This is a genomic window from Romboutsia sp. D33t1_170424_H2, from assembly GCF_015669105.1.
Taxonomy (GTDB): Bacteria; Bacillota; Clostridia; order Peptostreptococcales; family Peptostreptococcaceae; genus Romboutsia_C; species Romboutsia_C hominis.
This window is the reverse complement of sequence record NZ_JADOZQ010000005.1, coordinates 64,276-82,420: the sequence shown is the minus strand read 5'-3', so window position 1 is coordinate 82,420 and position 18,145 is coordinate 64,276. Positions and strand designations below refer to the sequence as shown.

Sequence of the window (18,145 nt, the reverse complement as noted above, 5' to 3'; positions counted from 1 at the left end):
CAGTACATGAAATGTGTAAAGATGAAGCAAGACATGGTAAAGCATTCTTAGGTTTATTAGAAAGACATTTTGATGCTAAATAATTTATAATATATTTAAAGGTTGTCTAAACTTAGGCAACCTTTTTTTACGCTTAAGGAAATTATGATACTTTAAAAATATGGATAAATATTGTAGTTAGGTAATATATGAGTTAAAGTTACAATAGCTAATTAAAAGGACTCTATAATTTTAAATAGTTATATTTTTGAAATAATTGTATTATATAGACATATTGCAAAAAATAAGGTAATATGTATGAGTAAAAAGTCGAAAGTTTTAAAAGAGGTGGTTATAAATGACAAATCCAGATGCAATAGCAAAAGAAGTGTCGAGTAAGGTACAACAAATGAGTAAAATGCCACTTGATACACTTATTGAAAAATTTATAGGATGGGTTACTGAATATGGAATAAAGCTTATAATAGGTCTTATAGTTATATCTATAGGATTAAAGATTATAAAAAAGGTAGTAAAACAATTTGGAGTATTTTTAGAAAAAAGAGATGTTGATATAACATTAAGAAGATTCATACAGTCATTAACAGCAGGTGTGTTAAAAGTTATATTATTTATAGGAATTCTTGGCTATTGGGATGTTAAATTGACAGGTCTTGCAGCGATTGTAGCTTCTGGTGGGGTTGCCATAGGTTTAGCCCTTCAAGGCAGTTTATCTAACTTTGCAGGTGGTTTTATAATATTATTACTTAGACCATTTAAAGTAGGGGATTATATACAAACTGGAGTTTATGAAGGTACAGTTGAAGAAATAGGGTTATTCTATACTAAATTGACAACTATAGACAATAAGTTAATATTAATACCAAATGGAACATTGTCAAATGGTAGTTTAATAAACTATTCAGCAAAGGAAGAAAGAAGAGTTGATTTAACATTTAGTGTAGGATATGAAAATAATATACTCCATGTTAAGGAAGTATTAACGGATATCGTAAAAAAACAAGAGTTTGTTTTAGATAATCCTAAACCATTTATAGGTGTTAGTGCTCATAGTCCAAGTTCTGTTGACTTTATAGTTAAAGTATGGTGTAAATCGGAACATTATTGGGATATACATTTTAGCCTATTAGAGAAGGTCAAATTAAGATTTGATGAAGAAAATATAAGCATACCTTATCCACAAATGGATTTACATGTGAAAAAGGAAGATTTAGGTCTATAAATAAAAGCTAATACGGAAGTTTATCTGTATTAGCTTTTATTTATTTTAATTAATATATTAGAAGGAGCTATTTAAAGGTTAAATGGCAGCAATTGTTATATGAAGTTTTAGTCAAAATATGGTGAATTTAAGTGAAAATAGTGTATACTATAATATATAATAGACATAAGGAGAAATAGATTATGGAATATATTCAAGAATTAAATCATTTTGCACAAAACTATTGGATTTTAACCATGATAATAGGATTACTAGCAAGCTTTATTGAAAGCTTTTTACCTATACTTCCTCTTATGGCTATAGTAGGAGCTAATGCACTTTTACTTGGGCTATTTGGAGGTCTTGTACTATCTTGGATAGGATCTGGTTTAGGTACTGCATTGCTATTTTTAATTATTAGTAGATTTAACGATAATAAGTTATTTAATAAATTTAGAAATAAAAAAGTAGATAAAGCAATAAAATGGATGGACAAAAAAGGATTTAAGTTACTATTTTTTGCTTATTCTTGTCCCTTTGTACCAAGTTTTTTAGTAACAATAGCATCTGCATTTTGTAAAGTGGATCCTAAATGTTTTATACCTGCAATGCTATCAGGAAAGTTTATAATGTTTTTATTTATAAGTTATCCAATGAGTGACATAAAAGGTTTTATAAACAGTCCTGTTAAAATATTAATATTTTGTTTATTAGTATTTTTATCATGGACTATAGGTAATAAAGTTAAGAAAAGTTTAGAGAATCATGAAAAAGATAATGAAACTGAAAATGTATAGAATATATAAAATAACCCATCTAATATTAGGTGGGTTATTAAAGTAATATATAAAATCTATATCCTAGTAAAAATATAACTATAAAGTTTAAAGCTTTGCATATTAACTTTTCTGTCTTAGAATTAGTTTTTATAGGAAGGAATGAAAAATTAATGGTTATAGGGTAAAAAATCTCTATACCTTCCTTAGTTAGCAGATCTAAAACTAGATGAGATACATATCCTACTAAAAAGCCGCAAGATACACATATAAATACTATATTACTATCTGTAGATTTTATTAAAAAATTGAAACCATAAGCAAGTAAAGATATAAAAATTAGACTATGTGTAAAGCTCCTATGCCTAAATCTAGAACCAAAATATTTATATATAATAGGATATCTTTTACTTATATAAGAACCTCTCATATCGATATCAGGATATAATGAACCTATATATGCAAAATATGTGTATATTAAAAGCAAAATAGCTTTATAAAATACACTATAATTATTTAAAAATGTTTTATATAAATAAGGGAGCGCTAAAAGTGCAAATATATAGCCTCCCTTAGTATGAGTTTCTTTTACCATTAAACCTCCTAGGTGATAGTATAATATTATTGATAATTATATTTGTATTAATTATATAGTAAATTGTAAAAATTTTCAAAAACTATTTTTAAAATATAATTTTAAAAGGATTGAATATACTTAAAATCTACAAATTATTATAAATTTTTATTTTAGATTTTGAATATAGTTTTCTTCCGCTTTACTCCAATTTATAATATTAAACCAATTATTTATATATTCGGCCCTTTTATTTTGATACTTTAGATAGTAAGCATGTTCCCATACATCGATTCCAATTATAGGTTTTAAGTTTAATGTAATAGGAGTATTTTGATTTTGAGTAGTTATAATCGATAGATTTCCAGAGTCATCAGATACAAGCCATGCCCATCCAGATCCAAATACACTTAGTGAAGCTTTATTAAATTCATTTTTAAAATTATCAAAAGATTTAAAGTCTCTGTTTATGGCACTTTTTAATTTTCCATGTAATTTTTTCCTATTAGGAGACATTATTTCAAAGAAAAATTCATGATTATATACTCCTCCACCATTATCTTTTATAGTTTTAGCTATTTCACTAGGCAAACAATCTAGACAAGTTAATAAATCAGAAATACTACAAGCATAAAGGTCAGGGTATCCTTTTATGGCATTATTTAATTTATCTAAGTAAGATTTATAATGTTTATCATAATGTAAGATCATAGTCTCTTTGTCTATATAAGGTTCAAGAGAATCATAAGAATAAGGTAGAGGCATAGGTTCTTTGGGGGTATATATTGGAGATAAAGAGAAAATATTTTGTGGATTAAAAAATATAGTTAATAATAAAGTTATAAATAAAAATTTTTTCATAAAATCACCTCATAATTAGTATGTTTACTATTTATAAAAAAATTTACAAAAGGTATAATAATTTATAAATTTAAATATAAATAACAAAATTATTATATATTATTTATAAATGATATAAAAAAAATCTTTTATACTTGAAAATAAAAATAAAGGTATATATACTATTAATAATAAAAGTGAATAAAATAAAAAGGGTAGAGGTCGCAATATTTAAAAGTACTAATGAGGAGTTAAGCGCGTAGAATCATTAGGAAAGGAACTATTGCCGAAGGGTATAGCTGATGCTTTAAGGTTATATGCCTGGGGATACATAAAATATATGTATCACTGTCACAATTTATTTTGTGAAGAGCTACATTTGAGAAAAATTTATACATAGGTATAGTTATATTGCTGTATCTAAAAAGTTAATGTATAACTTTATGTAAAAATTTATAAGTCTTGAGTGTATACTCAAGACTTTTTTACGCTTTAGGAAAATATGATACTTTAAAGAATGTGGATAATTATTGAAGTTGAGTAATACCAATCAGTTTGCAGAGCGTAAAAAAGACATTTTGAGCAACGGACGAAGTCGTTGGCGACATGAGCGAAGCGAATTTTTTATACCCTTATATTCACTAGAGACTAAACAATTTTAAGGGGGAAGTTTTATGAGAAGCAAGAGAAATTTTAGGGTATTATTAATGACTATTATAATTTTTATGATGTCTATGCCATTAGTATTTGCAGGGGGGGATGATATATCAACTATAAATTCAGAAAGACTTAAGATGATAACTTTAATACCACCATTAGTTGCTATAGTTTTAGCATTTATAACTAAGAATGTAGTAATATCGTTATTTGTAGGTATATTTTCAGGAAGCTTTATAATAAACATGTCATCTGGAAATGTTATAGTTGCTTTTGTTAATGCATTTTTAGATATAGTAAATAGGGCATTAAATTCATTAGCAGATCCATGGAATGCAGGTATAATACTTCAAGTTTTAGCTATAGGTGGGGTTATAAGCCTAGTAGCTAGAATGGGTGGTGCAAAAGCTATAGCAGAGAGCCTAGCCAAAAGATCAAAGACCGCTAGAGGGACTCAACTTATAGCATGGTTTTTAGGATTATTAGTATTCTTTGATGATTATGCAAATTCATTAATAGTTGGTCCTATAGTTAGACCAGTAGCAGACAAAATGAAACTATCAAGAGAAAAACTAGCGTTTATAATAGATGCTACAGCTGCACCTATAGCTGGGCTTGCTATAATATCTACATGGATAGGTCTTGAAGTTGGACTTATAAATGATGCATTTAACGGTATAGGAGTAGAAGCTGATGCATTTGGAGTATTTTTAAATACCATACCATATAGATTTTATAATATATTAATATTAGCATTTATAGTTATATCAGCAGTTCTAGCTAAGGATTTTGGACCAATGAGAGAAGCTCAAATTAAAGCCCGAAGTGTTAATAAAAATAATAACAATTCAAACAATGTTAGTAATGATAATTCTGATTTAGAGCCAAAAGAAGGTATAAAATTAAGTTCATGGAATGCAATAATACCTATAGGAACATTAATAATAGCTGCGTTAATTTCTTTTTATTATAGCGGATACACAGCAGCTATGAACTCAGATAACCAAAATCTAATACAATTATTTACTAATTCTCCATATTCATTTGATGCTATAAGAGAGGCGTTTAGTGGAGCAGATGCTTCGGTTGCATTATTCCAGTCAGCTTTATTTGCAAGTATTGTAGGTATAGTTCTTGGAGTTAGTAAAAATATACTTACAATCTCTGAAGCTATAGATGCTTGGATAGATGGAATGAAGGGACTTATTATGACTGGGGTTATATTAATACTTGCATGGTCATTAAGTTCTGTTATAAAAGAACTAGGAACAGCTAAATACTTAGTAACATTATTATCTGGAACACTACCAAATTTTTTATTACCAAGTGTAGTATTTATACTTGGAGCCATAATATCATTTGCTACAGGAACAGCTTATGGAACAATGGGAATACTTATGCCTCTTGCAATACCACTAGCTCATTCTATAAACCCAGAAATGTCGTTTATAGTAGTTAGTACTAGTGCAGTACTAACAGGCGCTATATTTGGAGATCACTGCTCACCAATATCTGACACTACAATAATGTCATCAATGGGAGCTGGATGTAATCATATAGATCATGTTAATACACAGATGCCTTATGCATTATTTACAGCCGTAATAACAGTATTATTTGGATATATACCGGCAGGACTTGGTATACCTGTTTATATAGTATTACCAATAGCTTTATTAGCTACATTTATAGGTATACATGTATTAGGTAAGAAAACGTATGAAGAAGTTGATAATATTATTTATACTATGGATTAGTTTTATTTAAAATAATAGAGTTTGTATTATATAGAATAATAATTATAAAATAAGATAATAATAATTGTAAAAAAAGAAAACGTAAAATATATTTTACGTTTTCTTTTCATCTAAAAGCAAGGAGTTATTCTATGGGATATATAAATTTTGAAGAAGAAAAGGCCGTAGTGAATGAACAATTATCAAATAGAAAAAAAAATAACGAAACATTTTATAAAGATGCAACTACAAAAAAAATAGAACTAAATGATTATGATAATAATTCAAAATATAGCTATAATAAAATAAAAGATAAACTAATCGGCAAAGATGGTATATTTGACGAACAAGATTTTTATGAAATAGTAGAGCAAGATATAATTTGTGCTAAATTTAGAAAATGTGATTTTAAAAATATTAAATTCAAAGACTGCACATTTATAGGTTGTACTTTTAATGATTGCAATTTTAGCGGTGGAGGAGTTGTATTTGAAAATTGTATATTCATAAAAGAAGGAAGTGAAAAACGACCTTCTTTAAATAAAAAAGACAATATAGGGTGTAGTTTCTATAATTGTGATATATATGCAAAATTTTTAAATAGTGACTTATCATATTGTATTTTCGAAAAATGTAAGATTAGTAACACAAGTTTTGAATTAACATATTTAAAATCTTCAATTATAATAAATAGTGAAATTGATATGTTTGAGATTATAGATTGTGATCTTTCAGGCTTTAAAATTTCAAATACATATATACAAGATATAATGTTTGATGATAAATTTACAACTAAATTTGATGCTAAAACATTTTTTGATAAAATTGAACCTAGAGTTAAGGATAAAAATGAATATGAAGGTATATATATGACATATAAAACTTTGTCCGAAAAATTTAAGGAAAATAACTTGAATAATAATTTTGGAGAATATTATTATATAGGGAAATGTACACAAAGAAAATGTGTTAAATTTTTACCTAAAATAAATTCGTATATATATTGGTTAGCATGTGGGTATGGAGAAAGACCTTGGCTTTGTGTATTATCATCTTTAGTAATAATGATAATATTTGCATTTATATTTTTAGCAGTAGGTATTGAGTTAGATGGACAGGTTATAAAATATAGTTTAAGTAATATTGGTACATGGAACCTAAAACAGTTTATTAAAGATTTTAATGAGGTTATAAATTTAAGTGTAGGTATGTTTGGAGCTGTTGGGTTTAACAATTCAAAGCCCACAGAAGTAGCATACATGGTAGCAAATATTGAAATGCTTGTAGGAATCATTATGATGGGAGTAGGTATAGGAACTCTAACGAGAAAAGTTGTAAGATAGTAATATATATAAAAAGAACGTAGAATTATCTACGTTCTTTTTTTTATATATTATGCTGCAGAAGATTCTTCTGTTCCACGTATCTCATCAGCAGTAAGTATTTTTGTATTTTTGAATAATGTATGTCCTATTAAAGCACCTATTATACTAACTACTATACATCCAACAGCAGCTATTAAAGCAGGAGTTCCGTTTTGACCAACTGCAACAGCGAAACCAGCTATAGGAGTTGCCATACCAGGAACACTTATTGCAAGTGGTGCAACATAAGAACTTACTAATGCAACTACAACACCTGATAATGCTCCACCTATGAAGTTAGTAACAAATACTGGTATTGGGTTAGCAGTTATTATATCTGATTGAGTTAAAGGTTCTATAGCAACAGCTATTGTGTCTTTCTTTGAACCAAATTTCATTTTTGAGAAGAATACGAAGTTCATGAAAGAAGAACCAAATACTGCTAATGCACCTATTGCCATTGGAAGACCTGTTAATCCTATTATAGATGTTAAAGCCATTGATGATAATGGAGCAGTAGCAACAACTGTTATTAAACCACCAAGTATTATACCCATTAATATTGGAGATGTAGTAGAAGCAGCTGTTAAAGCTTGTCCTATTTGCATTAATGTATCATTAACTATAGGATCCATAAATCCTGCTATTGCTCTTGTTAAAGGAGCAGCAATTAATATTATAACTATTAAATCAAGACCAGCAGGAGTTTTCTTTTCTAAGAACTTAACAACGAATGATATTAAGTATCCTGCAACGAATCCTGGAAGTATTCCAAATCCTGAAACTGTTAAACCAACTAATACAGCGTATACTGGAGATACACCTAATGCTAAAGGTACTAATATAGCAGCAGCTACACCACCTAAAGAACCGTTAGCAGCTCCAACTTTCTCTAAGAAAGATATACCAAATTGTTGTCCAAATAAAGAAGCGTGGAATGCCTCAACTAAGAAACTTGCGCAAGCAGCACTTGCTAATGCACCCATTGCCTTCATTCCGTGAGGTGCTTTGTAACTAAATAATGTGAATAATGCCAGTACAACTAATAATAATGCTGTACTCGTAAGTATTTGCATCATGCTAATTTTCCTCCTAAATATATAAATGTAATGTTTTTTTTCTTAAGGTACTGTTTTCCTTAATGTCATATTTGATTAAAGAAATCTTAAGACAATTTTGATTATAAAGCACATTTCGACAATTGTAAATAGTTTTGTTAAAAAAATGCTAAAATTAAAAAAAAAATGTACTATTATTTTAAAATATATAAGAAAGTTTACAGTAAATGTTAATTAAATTTAAAAAAATAAAAATATTAACTTTAAAGGGAATTGAGTACAGAAAATATAATAAAGAAATAAATTGTTATTTTAAAATATAATAAAAATATATAATATGAACTATAACACATAATTTTGTCTAAATAAAACTCTTATGATAATATGTAGGTATAAATTAACTAAATTACAAGGAGAAAAAAATGACAGCAAACGAAAGAATAAAAATATTTTTGCAACTACAAAATAAAAACTTAAAGTTTCAAGATATAGCAAATAAAATGGAGATAAAACCACAAACATTAAGAAGTTACTTAAATAAAAAAGGGTACAAATTAACAAATGGAAAGTACGAATTAAAAGATGACATAAAAGAAGAGAAAAAACAAATAGAATTTAATGAAATTAAAAACACTAAAGTAGAAAAAAAGGAAAATGTAAAAAAAAATAATACTAAAAGAAAAACACAAAAACCTAAAAGAGATAAGAAAGTAAATTTAACACCTGAGGATATGGACAAGTTATGTGAAGTATATGATTGGTACTTACAAGTTAGGGATGTTAAGGCAATAAAGCCTAAGACAAAAACTTCTAAAAAAGATATAGTAATAGAAAAAAATAATATAGATGAACTAAAATCAACTAGCATAAGGGTAGATAAAAAAATATGGGAAGATTTTGAAAGGTTATGTAGTAATTCAAGTTTTACTAAACAAGAAATAATAACTCAAGCATTAAAAAACTTTTTAAAGGAAAATAAACATTTACTATAAAGGGTTAAGTATACAAATAAAAAAGAGGGGATTGAAGTGAATAAATCGTATTTATATGATTAATAATAAGGTTAAATAAAAAGGGGTGGTAAACATGAATGAAAATAATTACAATAAAGAAGAGATAGACTTTGAAAAATTAAACTCAACATTAGCTAACCCTGATTTTGCAAATTGGTACTACAATGAGTTTATGGTAAAAGACAATGTCGTTTCTATTGATGAATTTGTAAACATAATAAATACTTATAATTCAAATAATATTCAAAGTTAATAAGTAAGGCTTTAAATAGACATTCCTATATTAGACAGTGTTAAAGATGTAAAAGTTATATACATTAAATATGAGGAAAAATAAAATTATGATTAAAAATGATGAAAAACCTATTGTTAAGTTTATATTATAAGCTATACAGTAGGTTTTTTTATTTAGTGACTGTAAATGTTTTAAAAATATATATATGTATTGTATAATTATTTATATTATATAGGAAATTAATAGTAATAAACTTAGATTAAAATTAAGGAGATTGGCATGAAGGTTTTAATTGTTGAGGATAATTCTAAACTTTTAGAAAGTCTAGAGGAGGAACTAAAAAATCATTTTGAAGTAGATTCATGTAGTTTTGGAGAAGAAGCCATATACAATATTAAACAAAATATATATGATTTAATTATACTAGACTTAATGTTACCTGATATATCAGGATTAGATATATTAAAGTCTATAAGAAAAGATGGAATAGATACATTAGTACTTATTTTAACTGCTAAAGAAAGTTTAAATGATAAGGTATCAGCATTTGAGATAGGAGCAAATGATTATCTAACAAAGCCATTTTATATGGAAGAATTAGTAGCAAGAGTATATGCAATGTTAAGGACTAATGGAAAAATAAAATCTAATAATAAAATTGTATTTAAAGATTTATATTTAGATACAAATAATAAAACTGCATCTATAAATGGTGAAGATTTAAATCTTCAAAATAAGCAGTTTAATTTACTTGAGTATTTTATAATAAATAAAGGAACAATACTTTTAAAGGAACAAATATATGATAGAATTTGGGGAATAGATTCAGATGCTACTATAGAAATAGTTGAAGTTTATGTTAGCAATTTAAGAAAGAAGCTTAGCAAGTACGGATATGATAACTATATAAAAACTAAAAGAAAAGTAGGTTATATATTTGATGATAAATAAAAATGTATTTAGTAAAACTAAAAATCGTTTAATAAAAATAAATATAGCTGTAGTAGTAGCATTTCTTATAATATTTTCTATATTTATATATTCTTACTTTAAAGGACTTACATATAGCAATATAGACAAAAATCTTAAAGCTGAATTAGAAAATATAACTATGCAACTTAATAATAGATCTATATTTTATCCAATAGTGTTAAAAGACCCAAGTAATATGGTCTATGTTTATGAAGGAAATAGAATAAGATATTACACAGAAAATGGCTATTTTAATGAACTATTACCAAGACCTAAAAATAATAAGAATGATACTTTCTTTACGTACACTGAAAATGGATATACTTTTAGAGAATTAAACATTGATATTGGTAAATATAAAATACAAATAATAAGAAATATAGATTCGGAAAGAAACTCGTTAAAACAACTTATATTTGTATTTATAATAGGAGTATTAGTAGCTGTAATAATAACATATTTTGTAGCACTTTATTTAACTAAAAAAGCACTAATACCAATAGAAACTGCTTGGAATAATCAAGCTAAATTTGTTCAGGATGCATCTCATGAGCTTAGAACTCCAATAGCCATAGTATCTTCAAAGTTAGAAAGCTTATTAAAGCATCCAGATAGTACTATATCTGATGAAGTTGAATCTATAGCTGATGCTATGAAAGAAACAAGAAGAATAAAGAAGATGATAAGTGATTTATTATCATTAAGTAAAGAAGATAGTACTAATGATATTATAAAAGAAAATGTAGATATAAATATAATGATAGATGAGATAAGTAAAAATTATGCAGATATAGCAGAGATTCAAGAAAAAGAATTTCATACTAATATTAAATTAAAGAATAAAAAAATATTTACAGATAAAAATAAGTTAAGACAGTTATTATTAATATTTATAGATAACTCTTTTAAATACACAAAAAGTGGGGATAGTATATCAATAAGTGCTTATGAACAAAATAACGATATTATAATATATATAAAAGATACTGGAATGGGTATAAAAAAAGAAGATATCGATTATATATTTGACAGATTTTTTAGAAGCAATAGTATAAGACATAAAGATATAGATGGCTCAGGAATAGGATTATCTATTGCAAAAATGATTGCTATAAATCTTGGTATAACAATAACTGTAGATTCTAAAGAAAATGAGTATACATATTTTAAACTAACGATCCCTAGATAAACAAATTGTTTAGTGATATATATAGGGGGTATATAAATAATATAAATTAATGTTACAAATAATAACTATATTGTAATATAATTCATATTATAGATAAGAGAGTATTTAGGAGGTAAGAAAATGGCTAAAATAATAAAAACATCACAATTTAAAGGGGAAGTAGAAGAAAGTAAAGGGGTAGTTGTAGTAGATTTCTTTGCAACTTGGTGTGGACCTTGTAAAATGTTAGCACCAGTATTTGAATCATTAGGAAATGAAATGGATGATGCAAAATTTATAAAAGTTGATATAGATCAAAGCTTAGAAATAGCTCAAAAATTTAATATATCTACTGTACCAACAATGATGATATTTAAAGATGGAAAACCAGTAGAATCATTAGTAGGATTTATGCCAAAAGAAGCAATTAAATCAAAAGTTAAGTCACATTTATAAAATGATAGGTGGTTAATATGAGATATGATATGGCAATAATTGGAAGTGGACCAGCAGGACTTTCTGCTGCAATAAATGCAAAAATAAGAAATAAAAATATAATAGTATTTGGAAATGATAATTTAAGTAATAAATTAGTAAAAGCTCCATCAATAGAGAATTATCTAGGATTTTATGATATAAGTGGAGAAGATTTAAGAGATAAATTTAAAGCACATATAGAAAGCATGGATATTGAAATAGTAGATAAAAAAATAAATAACGTATATGCTATGGGAGATTACTTTGCTTTAATGTCAGGGGATGAAATGTTTGAAGCTACTACAGTTATACTTGCAACAGGTGTAGAGTATGGTAAGCCAATAAAAGGTGAAGAAGAATTTCTAGGTAAAGGTGTAGGGTATTGTGCAACATGTGATGCTCCTTTATATAGAGATAAAAAAGTAGCTATAATAGGTTATAATAAAGAGTCTGAAGAAGAAGCTAACTTCTTAAGTGAAATAGCATCAAAGACTTACTTTATACCTATGTATAAAAGAGAAGGTCTTATGAGATCTTCAGATGGTTTAGATAGTTCTATAGAAGTTATAAATGATAGACCTGTTCAAATCCATGGAGAAAATTTAGTAAATAAAGTAGAATTAAAACAACAAGAAATAGACGTAGATGGAGTATTTGTAATAAAAGATAGTGCTTCGCCTAAATCATTAGTGCCAGGAATAGAGACAGAAGGACCACATATTAAGGTTGATATTAATATGAACACAAGTATAAATGGATGCTTTGCAGCAGGAGACTGTGTTGGTAAACCATATTCTTATATAAAGTCAGCTGGTCAAGGTCAAATAGCAGCATTAAATGCAGTAGCTTATTTAGATAAATTAAAAATAGAACAAAAAAAGAATAATTAATAAAAAAAGCACTTAGATTAAAATCTAAGTGCTTTTTTTATGCCATATTTCAATACATCTGTTATAAAAAATACTTTTACAATAAATGTAGATATGATACAAGCTAATATTAATAAAGAGATAAGTTAATAATTATATTAATAACTTACCTATAAAATAAATTAACATAATAAAATAAAATTAAAAGACACTTAGAAAAGTTAGTAAAATAACTAAAATCAATGGTTTAAGTTAAATTGAATTTATTGTAAAATTAGAAATTTGCAAATGGAAAAATTAATTATGCAAAAAATGACTTGAAAAGTATTGAAAATATAGTTATAATGAATAAAAAAGAAATATTAATTCAAAAATATTTATTAGCCAGTAATTTTTGAAATATATAATAATATTTTTAAAAAGGGCAATTATATAAAAGTATTTATAATTAATTTAGGAGGGATTGAAATTGGAAAATTTAAATAGCTTAATATTAAGCATTAACGATTTTATATGGACATATATATTAATAGCTATGTTAGTAACACTTGGAATTTACTTTAGTGTTAAGACTAAGTTTGTACAATTTAGATATTTTAAAGAAATGTTTAAGCTTTTAGGAGAAGGTGCATCTAAGGAAAATAAAAAAGAAGGACAGGTATCGTCGTTTCAAGCATTTTGTATAAGTACTTCATCTAGAGTTGGAACAGGTAACATTGCAGGGATTGCTATGGCTGTTGTAGTTGGAGGACCTGGTGCTATATTTTGGATGTGGATAACAGCATTAATAGGTTCTGCATCAAGTTTTGTTGAAAGTACATTAGCACAGATATTTAAGATAAAAGACAAAGATGGATTTAGAGGTGGACCTGCTTATTATATAGAACAAGGGCTAAACAAAAAATGGATGGGAATATTATTCTCTATTCTAATAACTATATGTTTTGGATTTGTATTTAATGCTGTTCAAGCTAATACAGTTTCACTTGCATTTAATTCAGCATTTGGAATTGATAGATTAACTATAGGGATAATAATTACAATACTTACAGCAATAGTTATATTTGGAGGAGTTCATAGAATAGCTAAAGTATCTGAGATAATAGTTCCAATATTTGCAGGACTTTATATATTAGTAGCGTTATTTGTAGTTGTAATAAATATAGGTGAAATACCAAATGTACTTAAGCTTATAGTTGAAAATGCCTTTAATTTTAGAGAAATGTCAGTAGGTACGACAGCAGGAATAATACTTACTGGAGTAAAAAGAGGACTATTCTCAAATGAAGCTGGTATGGGTAGTGCACCAAATGCAGCAGCAACTGCAGATACATCACATCCTGTTAAACAAGGATTAATACAAACACTTGGAGTATTTACAGATACTATCTTAATTTGTACATGTACAGCATTTATAGTACTTTTATATCCAGGATACTCAACTAGTGGATTAAGTGGAATAGAGTTAACTCAAGCAGCACTATCTTCTCATATAGGAAGTTTTGCACATATATTTATAGCTTTATGTATATTCTTATTTGCTTTTAGTTCAATAGTAGGTAACTATTACTATGGAGAATCAAATATAGAGTTTATGAATAGCAATAAAACTGTTTTAAATATATTTAGAGTGTTAGTTGTATGTATGGTTTTATTTGGTTCAGTAGTTCAAGTAGATGTAGTTTGGAATTTAGCAGATGTATTTATGGCCCTTATGGCTATAATAAACTTAATAGCAATAGCTCTTTTAGGAAAATATGCTTTTATAGCACTTGAAGATTATACTAATCAAAAGAAAAATGGAATTAAAAGTCCAGTATTTGATGCATCAAATATAAAAGGACTTGAAAATGTTCAGTGTTGGAACAATACTGAAATAAGAAAAACAAAGAGTATGTAATATTGAATAAATTTAAGTGCCTTTTAATTAAGAGGCACTTTTTTAGTTAAAATCATTAATTTTAATTAGAATTCATAGCTTTCTAGGTATCTACAAAAATCATGAAACTCATCTATATTTTTAATTTCTTGTAAGTTTCTAATATCAATAATTACATTACTAGGAATATGCAACATAAACTCCATATCAAATAGCTCACACTCTATAAATCCTTTTTTGTAGTCATATTTATAAGGTATATATTTATTGAAATTTTTTTCAAAATACTTTATTTTAGCATAACATAACTTGTGTATATAAAATAATAAAGCTAGAGTTGAGTGATTTTTAGCAAACTTATTGGAAAAATATTTAACTTTAGGGTATTTCTTATGGTTTGATTCCCAATATAAATCATCATTTAATTGAAGGTTATATTTTTTTAGTAGATTATATTTTTCTTTAGAAAGATATTCGGTTTCTTTTAACATAAATTCCTCCAGTATTAAGAGAATTTAATATATTATTACTACTTAATAATATGAATATTGAAAATTTTAAATACATAATATAAGCTTTTTCTATAATGAAGTTAAATTATATATAGATATTAAATATATAAATTTTGTAGTTACTAAATAGTTAAAATTAAAATCTTGTGGTAAGATAAAGTAAATTAATAGAATTAAAATTAATTAAGATCTAAATACTCCAAAGGATATATTATGCAGTTAGGAGGGTTATAAATGAATATTACACCGTTAGATATATTAAATAGGTATTATGGATATACAAACTTTAGAAAAGGGCAAGAAGATATTATAAATTCTATAATTAATAATAACGATGTTCTTGCTATAATGCCAACAGGAGGAGGTAAATCCATATGTTATCAAATACCTGCCATGGTACTAGAGGGAATAACTATAGTTGTATCTCCTCTTATATCACTTATGAAAGACCAAGTAGATACACTAAAGGTTATGGGAATAGAAGCTGAGTACATAAATAGTTCTCTTTCAAATAGTGAATATGAAAAAGTACTTAACAATATAAAAAATGATAAATGCAAAATATTATATGTAGCACCAGAAAGGTTAGATAGTTCTGATTTTTTAACAGTAATATATGATAAAGTTGTATGTCAAGTTGCAATAGATGAGGCACACTGTGTATCACAATGGGGACATGATTTTAGAGTAAGTTATAAAAAAATACCATATTTTATAAATAACTTAAGAAATAGACCAATAGTAACGGCTTTTACAGCTACAGCAAGTGATGAAGTTAGAAAAGATATAGTAGAAGTACTTAATTTAAATAATCCAAAAGTATTTATATCAGGGTTTGATAGAGAAAATTTATCTATAAATATAATTAAATCCCCTGCTAAAAATAAATACTTATTAGATTATGTTAAAAATCATGAAAATGAATGTGGGATAATATATGCATCAACTAGAAAAGAAGTAGAAAATATACATGATGGACTTTTAAAAAGAGGTTATTTAGTATCTAAATATCATGCAGGTCTTAGTAATGAAATAAGAAAAGAAAATCAAGAAAAGTTTATAAATGATGATATTAAGATAATGGTAGCAACAAATGCTTTTGGTATGGGAATAGATAAACCAAATATAAGATGGGTAATTCATTATAATATGCCACAAAGTATAGAAAACTACTATCAAGAAATAGGTAGAGCAGGAAGAGATGGCGAAGAAAGTGAGTGTATATTATTATTTGCTCCACAAGATATTCATACGCAAAAATATTTAGTGGAAGCGTCCATAGAAAATCCTCAAAGAAAGATAGCTAAATATACTAAACTTCAGCAAATGGTAGATTTAATATATACTAGTGATTGCTATAGAAAATGTATACTAGATTATTTTGGAGAAACTATGGAAGATGAATGCAATAACTGTAGCAACTGTTTAAATGATGGAGAGGTAGTAGATAAGACACTAGATGCTATGATGGTAATATCTTGTATTGCTAGAATGAAAAGAAGCTATGGAATAACCATGATAGTCGATGTTCTTAGGGGTTCTAAAAATAAAAAAGTATTAGAATTAGAATTTGATAAATTATCAACTTATGGTCTTATGAAAAAGTACTCTAGTGAAGATTTAAAAAACTTTATAAATACATTAGTATCACATGGATTTTTAGATATAGTAGAAAATTTAGGACATAGAGGAACATTTCCAACTATAAAATTAAATGAACAATCAATGAGAGTTATAAAAAAGGAAATAAAAGTTGAATTAAAAGAAGCTAAAGCAAGTAAGTCTAAGTATGTAGAAAATGAATTATACGAAGAATTAGTAAGCTTAAGAAGTAATATAGCAAGAGAAGAATCTATAGCTCCATATATGGTATTTGGAGATGCAACTCTTAAAGGTATGGCAAGTATTTATGCTACATCAAAAGAAGAAATGCTTAGTGTATCTGGTATAGGCGAAGTAAAGTATGAAAAGTATGGTTCTAGATTTAAAGATGTAATAGAATCCTATATAAATAGAAACAATATTGATAAACAAAAAGTATTAGATAATAATACAAATAAAAAAGACAACACAAAAATTAAAGATGAATATTTTGAAGTTACTACAGATAAAGATCTATATAATATTTTAGATGATTTAAGAAAAGATATAGCAAAAAAGGAAAAGACTATACCTTATATGGTAATTAGCAAAAATTCTTTAAAAGAAATAAGTGGGAGGTATCCAACTACTAAAGAACAATTAAAAGATATAGGTGGTATGGGTCCAGTTAAAATAAATAGATACGGTGAAAGTATATTAGATGTAGTAAATTCATATATAAATGAAAAAAATATAAGACCAGAGTGGGAAGATAAAAAAAGACTTAAGCTTATAATAGATGGAGAAAATAGAAAAAATAATGAAATAGCCCTAGATTTATTGAATCAAGGGAATGATATAAAATATGTATGTGAAGAAATAGAAACATCTCTTTCTACAGTTTTAGGATATATATATGATTATATAAAAGAAGGAAATTGCATAAACTTTAATATAGATTTAGAGAGTATGTATGAACAAAAAGATAAAGCAATGATATTAGATGCATGTGAAAGGTTTTCTGAAGATAAGATAAGTGTAATAAAAAAGTTACTACCAGATTATATAAAGTATGAAAATATCAGAGCTGTAATACTTGAAAAATATATATAAAATATTGAATAAAAAATAGCTTGATGCTAAAAAGTATCAAGCTATTTTTTATGTTAAATTAAATTTTATGTAACTTAATGAATATTTTGGAAATAATCTAAAATATGTAAAAAATTAACT

Annotated in this window: 16 protein-coding genes and 1 riboswitch; of the genes, 12 read left to right on the top strand and 4 right to left on the bottom strand. The window is 26.3% G+C overall.

Translation table 11 applies throughout. From position 1 onward, the window contains the following. Positions 1–337 precede the first annotated feature (337 nt). Positions 338–1,222, top strand: a complete 885-nt coding sequence (locus I4U66_RS07715; protein WP_330383719.1) for a mechanosensitive ion channel family protein — start codon at positions 338–340, stop codon at positions 1,220–1,222. Positions 1,223–1,404: 182 nt separating this feature from the next. Then, complete coding sequence (locus I4U66_RS07710; RefSeq protein ID WP_195928693.1) at positions 1,405–1,998, top strand: TVP38/TMEM64 family protein; 594 nt, start codon at positions 1,405–1,407, stop codon at positions 1,996–1,998. A 37-nt stretch (positions 1,999–2,035) separates the two neighbouring features. On the opposite strand, the gene I4U66_RS07705 is transcribed toward I4U66_RS07710, so the two are convergent. Further along, positions 2,036–2,572 (bottom strand): metal-dependent hydrolase, encoded by a 537-nt coding sequence (locus I4U66_RS07705; protein WP_092924970.1) that lies wholly within the window; start codon positions 2,570–2,572, stop codon positions 2,036–2,038. A 147-nt stretch (positions 2,573–2,719) separates the two neighbouring features. Then, complete coding sequence (locus I4U66_RS07700; protein ID WP_092924972.1) at positions 2,720–3,412, bottom strand: superoxide dismutase; 693 nt, start codon at positions 3,410–3,412, stop codon at positions 2,720–2,722. A gap of 187 nt (positions 3,413–3,599) precedes the next feature. After that, positions 3,600–3,775: riboswitch (Lysine riboswitch) on the top strand. 290 nt (positions 3,776–4,065) lie between these two features. Here I4U66_RS07700 and I4U66_RS07695 point away from each other — a divergent pair. Then, entirely contained in the window at positions 4,066–5,805 is a 1,740-nt protein-coding gene (locus I4U66_RS07695) for a Na+/H+ antiporter NhaC family protein (protein ID WP_195581240.1), read from the top strand. Positions 5,806–5,936: 131 nt separating this feature from the next. After that, positions 5,937–7,127, top strand: coding sequence for a pentapeptide repeat-containing protein (locus I4U66_RS07690; RefSeq protein ID WP_092924976.1), 1,191 nt, complete (start codon positions 5,937–5,939; stop codon positions 7,125–7,127). 50 nt (positions 7,128–7,177) lie between these two features. Here I4U66_RS07690 and I4U66_RS07685 read toward each other — a convergent pair whose 3' ends face one another. Continuing rightward, the gene (locus I4U66_RS07685) at positions 7,178–8,227 is read right to left on the bottom strand and encodes a PTS sugar transporter subunit IIC (RefSeq protein ID WP_330383720.1); all 1,050 of its coding nucleotides are present in this window, start codon (positions 8,225–8,227) and stop codon (positions 7,178–7,180) included. 401 nt (positions 8,228–8,628) lie between these two features. Between I4U66_RS07685 and I4U66_RS07680 the strand changes: the two genes are divergently transcribed. The 7 genes from I4U66_RS07680 to I4U66_RS07650 all read left to right on the top strand — a co-directional run bounded on the left by I4U66_RS07680 (position 8,629) and on the right by I4U66_RS07650 (position 14,840). Continuing rightward, complete coding sequence (locus I4U66_RS07680) at positions 8,629–9,198, top strand: DNA-binding protein (RefSeq protein ID WP_195928692.1); 570 nt, start codon at positions 8,629–8,631, stop codon at positions 9,196–9,198. Positions 9,199–9,292: 94 nt separating this feature from the next. Continuing rightward, positions 9,293–9,472, top strand: a complete 180-nt coding sequence (locus I4U66_RS07675) for a hypothetical protein (protein WP_092924980.1) — start codon at positions 9,293–9,295, stop codon at positions 9,470–9,472. 261 nt (positions 9,473–9,733) lie between these two features. Then, on the top strand, positions 9,734–10,405 hold the full coding sequence (locus I4U66_RS07670) for a response regulator transcription factor (protein ID WP_195928691.1): 672 nt from the start codon (positions 9,734–9,736) through the stop codon (positions 10,403–10,405). Next, a complete protein-coding gene (locus I4U66_RS07665; RefSeq protein ID WP_092924984.1) occupies positions 10,395–11,615 on the top strand; it encodes a sensor histidine kinase in 1,221 nt (406 codons plus the stop codon). The genes I4U66_RS07670 and I4U66_RS07665 overlap by 11 nt, the downstream gene beginning before the upstream one ends. Positions 11,616–11,735: 120 nt before the next feature. Continuing rightward, entirely contained in the window at positions 11,736–12,050 is a 315-nt protein-coding gene (gene trxA / locus I4U66_RS07660) for a thioredoxin (RefSeq protein ID WP_092924986.1), read from the top strand. 17 nt (positions 12,051–12,067) lie between these two features. Continuing rightward, on the top strand, positions 12,068–12,961 hold the full coding sequence (locus I4U66_RS07655; protein WP_166505718.1) for an NAD(P)/FAD-dependent oxidoreductase: 894 nt from the start codon (positions 12,068–12,070) through the stop codon (positions 12,959–12,961). Between the two features lie 448 nt (positions 12,962–13,409). After that, complete coding sequence (locus I4U66_RS07650; protein ID WP_092924990.1) at positions 13,410–14,840, top strand: alanine/glycine:cation symporter family protein; 1,431 nt, start codon at positions 13,410–13,412, stop codon at positions 14,838–14,840. Positions 14,841–14,905: 65 nt separating this feature from the next. On the opposite strand, the gene I4U66_RS07645 is transcribed toward I4U66_RS07650, so the two are convergent. Continuing rightward, positions 14,906–15,310, bottom strand: coding sequence for a hypothetical protein (locus I4U66_RS07645; RefSeq protein ID WP_243278799.1), 405 nt, complete (start codon positions 15,308–15,310; stop codon positions 14,906–14,908). A gap of 255 nt (positions 15,311–15,565) precedes the next feature. Between I4U66_RS07645 and recQ the strand changes: the two genes are divergently transcribed. Further along, positions 15,566–18,025 carry a DNA helicase RecQ gene (gene recQ, locus I4U66_RS07640; RefSeq protein ID WP_195928690.1) on the top strand — a complete coding sequence of 820 codons (2,460 nt, stop codon included), beginning with the start codon at positions 15,566–15,568 and terminating at the stop codon, positions 18,023–18,025. Positions 18,026–18,145 lie beyond the last annotated feature (120 nt).